Origin of the sequence: Protofrankia sp. Cr2 (genome assembly GCF_963555885.1) — a bacterium.
Taxonomy (GTDB): domain Bacteria; phylum Actinomycetota; class Actinomycetes; order Frankiales; family Frankiaceae; genus Protofrankia.
This window is the reverse complement of sequence record NZ_CAUVXG010000002.1, coordinates 94285-106481: the sequence shown is the minus strand read 5'-3', so window position 1 is coordinate 106481 and position 12197 is coordinate 94285. Positions and strand designations below refer to the sequence as shown.

Here is a 12197-nt window from a genome sequence, read left to right as displayed (position 1 = left end):
GTCACCGCCACGGTGACCTCCGATCCGACGGACAAGCCCGGCGGCACGCTACGGCTGGTCGGTGCCGCGATGCCCAGCGGTGACCCGGGCTGGGCGGCCGACGCCGGTGCGAGGATGCTGGTGCGGCTGGTCTCGCGCCAGTTGTACTCCTACCGCGCGAGCACCGACCCGGTCTTCGCCGGGGCGCCCCAACCCGACCTGGCTGTCGGCGCGCCCGTGGTCAGCGAGGGCGGGAAGGTCTACACGGTCATCCTGCGCTCGTCGGTGCGTTGGGACACCCCGGGAGTCAGGCGAGTGACCGCGACCGATGTCGCCCGCGGCATCAAGCGGTTGTGTACCCCGCCGAAACCGTCGCCCATGCGTGGCTACTTCGCCGCTACCGTGACGGGCTTCGCCGCCTACTGCGACGAGCTCGGGCGGACTCCGCCAGCTGGTGTGCGCGACTTCATCGAGCATCGCGAGATCGGCGGCGTCCAGGTCATCGGCGACGAGACCATCGAGTTCCACCTGCTTGAGCCGGCCGCCGACTTCACCGAGGTGCTGGCCCTGCCGGCGGCGTCAGCGGTACCGCTGGAAGCCCTTGCCTACCCGCCGGACTCATCCGGCTACTTTGAGCACCTCATCTCCGACGGTCCGTACCACTTCGCGGCTGCGGTGAACGACGAGGCATATCGCCTGTCGCGCAATCCGGCCTGGATCGCCTCGTCGGACGGAGTCCGTCCGGCACTGGCCGATCACGTCACGGTGCGTACCAACATCGACGTTGTTGCCGCCCAGGCCGAGATCGAAGCCGGACGGGCCGACATGGCCCTCGACAGCCCCGTTCCCGCCGTGGACGTGGCGGGGCTCGACGCCCGCGTTGACGGCAGATTGTCGACGGACGGCCCAGGATCCACCGTGGCGCTCACCGTCGGGCTGCGCGGCCCCGCCTCTGCCGCGCTACGCGTCCCCGCCGTCCGGGTGGCGCTCACGTACTGCGTGGACCGCGCCGGCGTCGCAGCGGCTCTCGGCGGGCCCGTCACAGCCACCACCACCACGCAGCTGTTGGCGGCTCCGATGGTCGGCTACCAGCCACGGGATCCTTACCCCACCCTCGGGTCGACGGGTGACGCGGCGCGGTGCCGGGACGGGACGCGCGGCGCGCCCGGGGGTCCGCTCACCACCTTGACCCTGCTCACCACCGACTCAGCGTCGGACGCGGCCGTGGCGACCGCGCTAATGGAGGGTTTTGCCCGGGCGGGCGTGACACTGCGGGTGATCGCCGTGGCTGCCGCGGACTATCCGCGCGTGGCGATAGCTCCCGACAGTCAGACCTGGGACCTCGCCCTCACCGCAGTGACGCCACAGTGGTTCGGCAACGCCGGACGTACGGTGTTCCAGCCACTGCTGGAGCCGGCGTGGTCGGGGCCCCGACCTGCCGACGGCGGATACCGTAACGAACGGATCACCCTGTCCCTGCACGATGCGCTCGCCGAGCGTGACGCTGCTACCGCCAATACCCGATGGGGCGATCTGGAACGGGAGCTGCTCATTGACGTCGCCGTCATCCCGCTGGCCGTCAGCGTCGTGCCGCGTATGCACAGCGTCAATGTCCGCGGTTTCCTGCGGCTGGGGTCGCTCGACAACGGTGATCCCACCGGCGTATCCATGGGCATTGCGTGAGAGGTTCGCTTACAGTGACCTGAACCCGTCGTGAGGATGACCGGCGGTGGTGGGTGCGACGAGGTCGGCCCATCTCGCCTTACACTCGGTCAGGCCGAACCGGCAGGCGCTGGGGGCCGGGTCCGGAGTCAACCAGCGGGACGACACAAAGGAGCAGACGGACTGTGGCAGGTGGTAACGCCATCCGAGGAAGTCGGGTAGGAGCGGGACCGATGGGAGAGGCTGAACGGGGCGAGACCGCCCCGCGGCAGCGGATTTCCTTCTGGTGCGCAAATGATCACGAAACCAAGCCGTCGTTTGCCGCGGAGGCTGCGATTCCGGAGACCTGGGACTGTCCCAGCTGCGGCTTCCCGGCGGGCCGCGATCGCGACAACGCGCCCGCGCCGCCGAAGACTGAACCGTACAAGACCCATCTCGCCTATGTCCGGGAACGGCGTAACGAAAAGGACGGTGAGGCGATTCTGGCCGAGGCCCTCGCCAAGCTGCGGGGCACCGTCTGACCGCGAAGACCAGCCCGACCGTGGGGCTCGGCGTGGTACCGGTCGCGACGTCTGTCGGTCGGTATCACGCCAACCCGGCGGCCCGACCCGGCGGCATCGTTGCCAGCCGGGTCGGTACCACGCAGGCTTCCGGATGGTTGCGATCTGTCGATGCCATCGACGGTCTACCGACCCGGAGCCGGCATGTCCACTGCGGGAATTCCGGCCGCCGCAGCACGGTCCAGCAGCCACAGAGTCCGTTCCCGGCCCTGGGCACCGGCCGCCGGGATCTCCGTGGGACATGCGCCCGCGAGGGCCCGCGCCACCACGTCGGCCTTTGTCTCGCCGGCGGCGAGTACCCAGACCTCACGGGCCGCCTGGATGGCGGGGAACGTGAGGGTGATCCTGATCGGTGGTGGTTTAGGGGAGTCGCGGACCGCGACAGCCGTTGTTCGGGCGTCCACGGCCGGGGAGCCAGGGAAGATCGACGCCACGTGGCCGTCCGGTCCGATCCCGAGCAGCAGCACGTCAAAGGCCGGGGTCGCCGCTGTGGTGTCCCCGGTTTTGGTGTCCCCCGCCTTGGTGTGAGCAGCCTTGGTGTGAGCCGTGGTCCTTGCGGGTGAAGGGGTGCCTGCGGTTGCGTGTCCGGCCAGGAGCTGCACATAAGTGGTCGCGGCCGCGTCAGCGTCGGCGGTGCTGCCCGGGTCGCCCATCATGAAGATCCGGGCCGGGTCAAGGGGCAGCGCGTCGAGCATGGCCGCTCGGGCCTGGCCGTCGTTGCGGTCGGTCGAGTCGAGGGGAACGAACCGCTCGTCGCCCCACCACACGTCGACCTGTGCCCAGTCGACCGTTTCTACGATCGGGCTGTCGCGGACCGCCCGAAGCGTCGCCGTGCCGATACCGCCACCGGTCAGTACCACTGACGCGGTGCCGCGGGCAGCCTGTGCCTCCTGCAGGCTGATGATCAGCCGGGCTGCGGTCGCGGCGGCGAGTATGTCCGCGTCAGGATGGATGATCACCTGTGGCGGTGCGCCCATCAGCCGGCCGCCCCCGCGATCGTGCCCGTCGTGCCCGCCATCGGATCGCGCCAGATGTGTTCGCGTACCGGGGAACGGGACCCCAGACCTCCGATTCCGCTCCAGGCCGCCAGAGCGTCGGCGTAAGGCCCGTCATGGTCAAGCCGGCGTAGTTCCTCGGCCAGCAGGTCACCGAGCCCGCGTTCGGTCAGCGGCACGGCCCGGTCGAGCTGGCCGGGTCGCTTCAGTACCGCGGTGCGGGAGTCCTGTCGGGCGACTGTCAGCGTGCCGTCATCAAGATCAAATCGCACCTCGGCGAGCCCACGGCGTGACGTCGTCTCCAGGTTGACCGCCAGGTCCAGGCGGTCGGAGAACCAACCGGACAACAGACGGACACTGGGGTCCAAGTCCCCTCCGACTATGGTGACCGCCCGCGGCTTCTCGGTGAGCGAGTCGAACGCGGCGGCGATCAAGGTCCGCCAGGCGGTCAGGCGCGTCCACGCGAGATCGGTGTCGCCGGGCGCGAAGTCCGCCGCCCGCTGGCGCAGCGCGGCGATGGGGTCCTCCGCCACGGACGCGTCGGTGACCCGCCGGTCAGCGAAGACTCCGAGCGGATCGTAGGCGATGCGGTCAGGGGGAACATCGTGCCACCAGGTCACCACGGGCGCGTCCGGTGCCAACAGCGGCAGGACCACCGACTCCGCGTGCAGGCTCAGGCGCCCGAACATCCGCATGACCACGGCCTCACCAGGCCCGAGCCGGCCACCGATGGAGACCTCGGCGTCCAGCCGCGAGTTGGGGGCGTCGATCTGGCGCCGGACGACGATGAGCAGCCGACACGGATGGGCCGCCGCCGCCGTCGTCGCGGCGCTCTCGGCCACGCCGACGTGCTTCTCGTCCACCACGACCACCAGGGTCAGCGCCAGACCGAAGGCGAGCGCCCCGGCCGAGCGTCGTTCGGCCGCCAACGCCTTGACGACATCGGAGCCGGTCGTGTCCCACAGAGTTGTCATGGCCGTCTCGGTGTCATCCGGGTCGGCGGCATTTCGGCCGTCGACGGGGGAGCGATTGTGGTCGCCGACCTCATGGCCGCCTCGGTGTCATCCGGGTCGGCGGCATTTCGGCCGTCGACGGGGGAGCGATTGTGGTCGCCGACCTCATGGCCGTCTCCAGCGGCGCCCGTCACGGGCGAGCATCTCGTCGGCGGCGGCTGGTCCCCAGGTGCCCGCCCGGTAGCGGAACGGGACGGTCCCGGCCCAGAAGTCCTCCATCGGGTCGATCACCCGCCACGACTCGATCACCTCGGCGTTGTTCGGGAACAGCGTCGCATCCCCGAGAAGCACGTCGAGGATGAGCCTCTCGTAGGCTTCGGGCAGCGACTCGGTGAACGCCTCGCCGAACAGGAAGTCCATGGCGACATCGCGGACCTCCATGGCGGAGCCCGGCACCTTGGATCCGAACTTCAACGTCACGCCTTCATCCGGCTGGACCCGGACCACCAGCTGGTTGTGGCCGAGTTCGGTGGTATCGGTGGCGTCGAAGGGCAGATGCGGCGCCGGTTTGAACAACACTGCGATCTCGGTGACCCGGCGCGGCAACCGTTTGCCGGTGCGCAGGTAGAACGGAACACCTGCCCACCGGCGCGTTTCGATTCCGATCCGGACGGCGGCGTAGGTCTCCGTCCGCGACTCCGCGGGGACGCCGTCTTCCTGGAGGTAGCCCGTCACCCGCCGGCCGGCGAGCCAGCCTTGTTCGTACTGGCCGCGGACGGCGTAGCCGGCGAGGTCGGTCGGCAGTGAGATCGCCCGCAGGACCTTGAGTTTCTCGTACCGGATGGCATCGGCGTTGAAGCTCACCGGTTCCTCCATCGCGGTGAGCGCCAGCAGCTGAAGCAGGTGATTCTGCAGAACGTCGCGGGCCGCGCCGGTCTCGTCGTAGAACCCGGCGCGCGAGCCGATACCGACGTCCTCGGCCATTGTGATCTGAACGGAGTCCACGAAGTGGGAGTTCCAGATCGGTTCGAACAGGGTATTGGCAAACCGCATCGCCAGCAGGTTCTGGACGGTCTCCTTGCCCAGATAGTGGTCGATGCGGAACACGTCTTCGGGGGTGAACACCTCGTCGACGAGCTCGTTGAGCGCGCGGGCCGACTCCTGGTCGTGCCCGAAGGGCTTTTCGACCACGACCCGCCGCCAGCCGCCGGACGCCTCGTTGTTCGCCATGCCGGTACGCTGCATCTGCTTGAGGACGACGGGGAAGGCCGACGGCGGGATGGACAGGTAGAAAGCCGCATTCCCCGGAATCCCGTGGGTGTCCTCCAGATCGAGCAGGGTCTGGGCGAGGGTGTCGAACGCGTGGTCGTCGTTGAACGAACCAGGGACGAACTTTATCGAGGGCGCGAGGCGTTCCCACACCTCGTCGCGAAACGGTGTCCGCGCACCCTTCTCCGCGGCTTCCCGGATGATGTCCGCGAAATCGCCGTCGTTCCAGTCACGCCGGGCAAACCCGAGCAGTGCGAAACCCGGTGGCAGCAGACCTCGGTTCGCCAGGTCGTAGATGGCTGGGATCAGCTTCTTGCGGGCCAGGTCACCGGTAACTCCGAAGACCACGAGCGCGCACGGATCAGGCAGCCGTGGCAGGCGGCGGTCGCGTGGGTCCCGCAGTGGGTTGGTGCTCACCGCTGGTGTCACCCGAACCCCCTTGGTCTGTCCAGAAACATCGTGCTGTCCAGAATTGTCGTGGGCAGGTCGAATCATCGCCACGCGGCAATCATCGCTGCGCGTCCAACTGCTCGTGCACAGCCGTGAGTAGCTGGTTCCAGGAGTCCTCGAACTTCTCCACACCCTCGCGCTCCAGCACCTCGACCACGTCGGGCAGTGAGATGCCGAGCGCGCTCAGGCGGGCCATCACGGCGCGGGCATCGTCGTAGTGCGGCCTGATCGTGTCACCCCTGACCACTCCATGGTCGGCGAACGCGTGCAGCGTTGCCTCGGGCATCGTGTTGACCGTGCCCGGGGCGATCAGCTCGGCGACGTAGATCGTGTCCGGCATCGCCGGGTCCTTCGCGGATGTCGACGCCCACAGCGGACGTTGCGGCCTGGCACCGTCCTTGGCAAGGGCCGCCCAGCGCGGGGTCGCGAAGGCCGTCTCGTAACGTTCGTAGGCCAACCGTGCGTTGGCGACCGCGGCCTTGCCCCGCAGTGCCTTGGCCTCGTCGGTGTCGATCTTCTCCAGTCGGCGGTCCACTTCGGTGTCAACCCGGCTGACGAAGAACGACGCGACCGACGCAAGGTTGGCCAGGTCGTGGCCGGCCTTGCCGGCCTGCTCGATGCCGGTCATGAACGCATCCATGACGGCGTCGTAACGGTCCAGTCCGAAGATCAGAGTGACGTTGACGCTGATGCCCTGGGCGAGCGTCGCGGTGATTGCGGACAGCCCGGCGAGGGTGGCAGGGATCTTGATGAACAGGTTCGGCCGGTCGACCAGCCACCACAACGCCCGGGCCTCAGCCAGGCTGCGTTCGCTGTCGTGGGCCAGCCGGGGGTCCACTTCGATCGACACCCGGCCGTCTACGCCGCCGCTGGCTTCATATGCGGGATGCAGCACGTCACAGGCGGCGCGGACATCGGCCGTCGTGATCGCTCGGACAGCCTCGCCGACGTCGACCCCGCGGATGGCGAGATCGCGGATCTGTTCGTCATACGCGGAACCACTGCTGATCGCCTTCTGGAAAATCGTAGGGTTGCTGGTGACGCCGACGACGGTGCGGGTACGCATCAGTTCGGCGAGGTTGCCGGTACGCAGGCGATCGCGGCTGATGTCATCGAGCCAGACCGCCACTCCGGCGGCGGAAAGCTGAGCCAAGGGGTCGGTCATCGCGCTGTGACGTCCTTTCCACGGGCGTTGGTACATGGTCTGGCACTGTCGGGCGCTGCGCCGTACCGGGTACGGCTGGGCGCCGGGTCCGGCTGGGCGCCGGGTCCGGCTGGGGCACCGGGTACGGCTGGGGCGACCACCGCGGCAGCACCTGCAGACAGGTCACGGCCTGCCGGCCGGGCGCCGTCACAGCCGTACCCGGAGCCGTCACAGCCGTACCCGGCATCGTGCCGCCACGATGGCCCTACCCTCTCGCGGTCGCCTCATCCCAGTGTCCGGATACGCGTGGCGGCGTGGGAAAGTTAGCGAGAACACTATCCTTCCGTTACTTCTACTTGACGATTTCTTCGTCTGATGTGCAGCAACGGAAGCCTTGCGTGATTGAAGATCGTGTGATTCGCCCGGTGGGCTGCGCCATGTGCCATGATCGTCACTCGAGAGAAAAATCTTGTCTGTCTGTGGGTGGGGCGCCCGGCGCGACACTCGACGGCTAGACTCCGACACGTCGTAGAACCACGTTGTGAGCCCCGGTCGCGGGGCCCGAACCTGCGCGGGTGCCCTCCGTCTCCCGCCGATCGCGAGGTCGTCCTGTCCGCCTTGGCCGCGTCTACATCGGTTTCCAGCCTGCCGAAGCGGAACATGTCCGCGCAGCCGGAGTCCGGTGGGCCTGCGGGTCCAGTGAAGTCCCGGCGCCCGGCCGGGGCGCTGGCCCGCTCCTACCTCGCCCTGACGAAGCCGCGGATCATCGAGCAGCTGCTGATCACAACCGTACCGGTGATGCTGCTGGCCGAGCACGGCCTGCCGTCCCTGTGGTTGGTGCTCGCGACGCTGGTCGGCGGGACCTTCGCGGCGGGCAGCGCAAACACGTTCAACTGCTATATAGACCGCGATATCGACGAGATGATGGCACGGACGCGTCGGCGGCCACTCGTGCAGGCGAGCGTCACCCCTGCTGAGGCACTGCGGTTCGGGATTCTGCTCGGTGTGGCAGCCACGGCCCTGTTCGGCTTCGCCGTCAACTGGGTCTCGGCGCTGCTCGCTGACGGGGCGATCGTGTTCTACGTCTTCGTCTACACCCTGGGGCTCAAGCGGCGTACCCCGTCCAACATCGTCATCGGCGGTGCAGCCGGCTGCTTCCCGGTTCTCATCGGCTGGTCGGCGGTGACCGGAACGGTCGGTTGGCCCGCCGTTCTGCTGTTCGCTGTGATCTTCTTCTGGACCCCGCCGCATTTCTGGGCACTGGCGATCAAATACCGGGACGACTACGCCGCCGCGGGTATCCCGATGCTGCCGGTCGTCGCATCCCCCGCGGTGGTCACCAGGAGGATGCTCGGCTACTCCTACGCCATGGTGGCTGCTTCCCTGCTGCTGGTCCCCGTCGCCCATACCGGATGGCTGTATGTGGTCGTGGCCGCGGTGCTCGGTGGGTGGTTCCTCGCGGAGGCCCACCGGCTGGTCTGGCAGGTTCGCCATGGTAGGGAGATCCAGCCGATGCGGCTGTTTCACATCTCGATCACCTATCTGACGCTCCTGTTCGTCGCGGTCGCGGTCGCGGCTGTCACCGGTTGACCTGGGTTAGGTGATTTTCGTCGTGATGGTGACCTTTTCTACCTACCGTCACCGGCTGCCAGTCGAACTGGGTAGGCGATTTTCGTCGTGATGGTGACCTTTTCTACCTACCGCTGAGGTTGATTCGACCATCGCGAGCCAGACCCGCAGGGTGAGGATCCACAGCACGGTGGCCCCAGCGATATGCAGTTCCACCAGGGCGACGGGGACACCGGTGAAGTACTGCGTGAACCCGACTCCGGCCTGGGCGAGGACAACGGCGGCGAGCGCGGTGGTGGCACGAACAGCCTCAGCCGGCGCGCCACCGGGACGGACGGCGAGCACGGTGGCGATCACGAGTCCCACCAGTACCATCGCCGCGTCCGCATGCAACTGCGCGACGGTGGTGATGTCGAACCCGAATCGCTTGGCCTCGGCCGAGTCCCCGCTGTGCGGGCCGGTACCGGTGACCACCGTGCCGAGGAACAGCACCGCGCCGGCGACAAGGGCGAGCGCCCGGGCCAGCCAGACCAGCTCGGGCCGGCCCACCGGGCGGACCGGGCCGGCGCCCTGACGGGCCCGGCGGTCGAGCACGACGACGTCCACCAGCAGCAGCATCGACAGCAGGAAATGCCCGGCCACCAGCGCGGGATGCAGCTTGAACAGGACGGTCAACCCGCCGAGCACCACTTGGCCGATAAACCCGAGCCACAGGCCGAACGAGAGGGCGACAAGGTCGCGGCGGCGCTCGGTCAGCCGCAGTGATACCAGTGGCAGCAGCAGCATCACCAGCCCGACGGCGACGGTCAGTAGGCGATTGCCGAACTCGATCCAGCCGTGCGCGGAATACTCCGGCCGGGTGACGAACGAGTTGTCACCGCAGGTGGGCCAGGTGGGGCAGCCAAGCCCGGACCCGGTCAGCCGCACTGCGCCGCCGGTGACGACAATCAGCGCGAGCAGGGCGACGGAAATCCGGGTGAGTCGGCTGAAGACGGCGGGGCTCACCGTCGGCATTTTCTTCCATACGCTCATCGCAAGTCATACTACCGTCTGTAGAAGATTGCGGGTTCGCACGATCTGGGCGTGGTCCCGACGGCGTGGTCCCAACAGCGAGGTCCCAACGTGCTCATCGTGGCCGTCGGGGGATCATTCCCATTTGAACGTCCGCGCCGCGAGAGTCAGTGAACCGACCGCCCAGGCAAACAGAATGGCGAGGTCCGCAACGGGCAGACCGGCTGAGTCCCGCAGGATCGCGCGCAGTCCGTCCGATGCCGCGGCCGTGGGCAGCAGCTCGCCGAGGCCAGCCAGCCACCCAGGCAGCCGGGACAGCGGGACGACGATCCCACCGACGAGCAACAGCACCAGGTAGACGCCATTGGCCGCGGCCAGGGTCGCCTCCGCTCGCAACGTGCCCGCCATGAGAAGCCCGAGGCCCGAGAAGGCGACTGTCGCCACCAGCAGGAGCAGCCCCACCGCCAACGGCGAGCCGTGCGGGTGCCAGCCGACGCCGAATCCCACGGCGATCACCAGCAGGACTTGGATGATTTCCACGCCGACGACGGCCAGGGTCTTGCCACCGAGCAGAATCGACCGGGGCAGGGGGCTCGCGCCGAGCCGTTTGAGCACACCGTAGGAACGTTCGAATCCGGTTGCGATCGCCTGTCCGGTGAACGCCGTCGACATGACCGCGAGAGCCAGGATGCCGGGGACCAGAAAATCCACCGGGGTACCGGCATCGGTGGGCAGCACGTTCACGGCCGTGAAGAACAGCAGCAGGCCAACTGGGATGATCACAGTGAGCAGTACCGATTCCCCGCGGCGCAGCGTCAGTTTCAACTCGAGCATCGTCTGGGCCCGCAGCATGGTTTGCCAGCGTGCGGCACCAGGTGCCGGGCGAAGATCGAGTAGACGCTGGGATGCGGGTGCCGACGCGGGTGCCGACGCCGCCGTCGTCGGCGCCGGTGGCGTCGCCTCGGACGGTGTGCCGGTGCTGGTGCCGGTCACGGCCGCAACCCCGAACCGGTGAGTTCCACGAACACGTCCTCCAGACTGCGCTGTTCGACTCTGAGATCGTCGGCCAGCACACCGTTGCTCGCGCACCAGGCGGTCACCGCCGCCAACAGCGCTGGGTCGATCCGGCCGTGCACGATGTAGCGGCCGGCAGGTTCCTCCGTCGCGACCGTGCCGTCCGGGAGGGCCAGGACGAGGCGGTCGATGTCGAGACCCACCGGCGCCCGGAACCGCAGCTGTCCCTCAGCGCCTCCCCGGGTCAACTCGGCCGGGGAGCCCGCCGCGAGCATGCCGCCGTGGTCAATGATCACAACGTGATCCGCGAGGTGCTCCGCCTCGTCCATCGCATGGGTGGTGAGCACCACCGTCACTCCGCTGCCGCGCAGCTCGGTCACCAGTTCCCAGGTGGCCCGGCGGGCCTGCACGTCCAGGCCCGCGGTGGGCTCGTCCAGGAACACGAGTTCGGGTCGCCCCACCAGCGCCATCGCCAGGGACAGCCGTTGGCGCTGCCCGCCGGACAGGCGTCGGTAGGGAGTACGGGCCGATCCGGCCATCCCGACCCGCTCGAGCAGGACGTTGACGTCCAGCGGATTGCGGTGATGCGCGGCGAGCAGGCTGAGCATCTCCTGCGCACGGGCGCCTGGGTAGACCCCGCCAGCCTGGAGCATGACTCCCACCCGGGGGTGCAGGGCGGCCGCGTCGCGTCGGGGATCGAGGCCGAGCACCCGCACGTGACCCGCGTCCGGGTGTCGGAAACCCTCGCATATCTCGATCGTGGTGGTCTTGCCGGCACCGTTCGGGCCGAGCAGTGCCGTCACCGAACCTGCAGTCACGCTCAGTGAGAGTTGGTTGACTGCGTGGACGGGTCGGCCGGAACGTGGCCGGTAGGTCTTGACCAGGTCGACAACCTCGACTGCCAGGTCCTCCGCCACATCGGCGATCCTACGGACCACCGCGTGCACGGTGTGCGGCACGTGTGGCGCGTGGGGCTGGGCCGCGGGGCGACGGCGGACGTTGTGTGCTGTCCGGGTCGGCGAGCGCTCCCCAGGCGCCGAGGCGTTCATGCAGGAGCAGCGGGGTCGTGCTGTACAGCCGGGCCAGCGCGGGCAGGTCCGTCCGCCGCAGCCGCAGCACGTCCGGGGAGCTCTCGGCCCGCAGCACCTGGACGATTGCGATCCAACGCCGTAGTGGCCCGGTGCGGGTCGGTGGCAGCTTGCGCAGCCGGTGCAGGTCGATGGCGAGCGGCGGCAGCCCTACCAGCTCGGATCGGGCCGACGGCGGCGGTACAAGCATGATCGCGGCCATGTCGTACAGCTCGGCCAGTTCCACCAGGCGGTGAACCCGCAGCGCGCGGCTGCCACGTTCGTAGGCGCCGAGGGTGCCCGCAGTCCAGCGCCCGTTCGTGCGTGCCTGGACGTCGAGGAGGGACATGCCGCGACGGTGACGGGCAGCCCGCAGCCGGCGCCCCAACTCCGCGGCGTAGTCCCTACCTGCGCCAGCGTCGGCCTCGGTCACGCTCTCCGTCCAGGTCACGTCGAACGAACCGGAGACGCCGTTCGCCTCCCGTCGCAGCGTGTCAGGAGTTGGCCGGTGAGACGACGGTCTC

At 68.6% G+C, this 12197-nt stretch carries 11 protein-coding genes; 3 read left to right on the top strand and 8 right to left on the bottom strand.

From position 1 onward, the window contains the following. Positions 1 to 12: 12 nt before the first annotated feature. Positions 13 to 1662 carry an ABC transporter substrate-binding protein gene (locus tag U9978_RS02000; protein WP_322759298.1) on the top strand — a complete coding sequence of 550 codons (1650 nt, stop codon included), beginning with the start codon at positions 13 to 15 and terminating at the stop codon, positions 1660 to 1662. 164 nt (positions 1663 to 1826) lie between these two features. Then, positions 1827 to 2162: an RNA polymerase-binding protein RbpA gene (locus tag U9978_RS01995; RefSeq protein ID WP_322759297.1), complete on the top strand. Its 336-nt coding sequence runs from the start codon at positions 1827 to 1829 to the stop codon at positions 2160 to 2162. Between the two features lie 164 nt (positions 2163 to 2326). Here the strand turns inward: U9978_RS01995 and pgl are convergent, their stop codons facing one another. The 4 genes from pgl to tal form a co-directional block, all read right to left on the bottom strand. Further along, complete coding sequence (pgl, locus tag U9978_RS01990) at positions 2327 to 3178, bottom strand: 6-phosphogluconolactonase (protein ID WP_322759296.1); 852 nt, start codon at positions 3176 to 3178, stop codon at positions 2327 to 2329. After that, a complete protein-coding gene (locus tag U9978_RS01985) occupies positions 3178 to 4170 on the bottom strand; it encodes a glucose-6-phosphate dehydrogenase assembly protein OpcA (RefSeq protein WP_322759295.1) in 993 nt (330 codons plus the stop codon). The genes pgl and U9978_RS01985 overlap by 1 nt, the downstream gene beginning before the upstream one ends. Positions 4171 to 4314: 144 nt before the next feature. Then, positions 4315 to 5835 (bottom strand): glucose-6-phosphate dehydrogenase, encoded by a 1521-nt coding sequence (gene zwf, locus U9978_RS01980; RefSeq protein WP_416210825.1) that lies wholly within the window; start codon positions 5833 to 5835, stop codon positions 4315 to 4317. Positions 5836 to 5926: 91 nt separating this feature from the next. Next, a complete protein-coding gene (tal, locus tag U9978_RS01975) occupies positions 5927 to 7033 on the bottom strand; it encodes a transaldolase (protein WP_322759293.1) in 1107 nt (368 codons plus the stop codon). A gap of 639 nt (positions 7034 to 7672) precedes the next feature. On the opposite strand from tal, the gene U9978_RS01970 reads away from it, so the two are divergent. Further along, a complete protein-coding gene (locus U9978_RS01970) occupies positions 7673 to 8602 on the top strand; it encodes a heme o synthase (protein ID WP_322759292.1) in 930 nt (309 codons plus the stop codon). 48 nt (positions 8603 to 8650) lie between these two features. Here U9978_RS01970 and U9978_RS01965 read toward each other — a convergent pair whose 3' ends face one another. From U9978_RS01965 to U9978_RS01950, 4 genes are all read right to left on the bottom strand, one after another. Then, positions 8651 to 9613, bottom strand: a complete 963-nt coding sequence (locus U9978_RS01965; protein WP_322759291.1) for a COX15/CtaA family protein — start codon at positions 9611 to 9613, stop codon at positions 8651 to 8653. 114 nt (positions 9614 to 9727) lie between these two features. Next, positions 9728 to 10444, bottom strand: coding sequence for an ABC transporter permease (locus tag U9978_RS01960; RefSeq protein ID WP_322759426.1), 717 nt, complete (start codon positions 10442 to 10444; stop codon positions 9728 to 9730). Between the two features lie 137 nt (positions 10445 to 10581). Continuing rightward, positions 10582 to 11523, bottom strand: coding sequence for an ABC transporter ATP-binding protein (locus U9978_RS01955; protein WP_322759290.1), 942 nt, complete (start codon positions 11521 to 11523; stop codon positions 10582 to 10584). A 10-nt stretch (positions 11524 to 11533) separates the two neighbouring features. Then, complete coding sequence (locus U9978_RS01950) at positions 11534 to 12124, bottom strand: helix-turn-helix domain-containing protein (RefSeq protein WP_322759289.1); 591 nt, start codon at positions 12122 to 12124, stop codon at positions 11534 to 11536. Between the last annotated feature and the right edge of the window lie 73 nt (positions 12125 to 12197).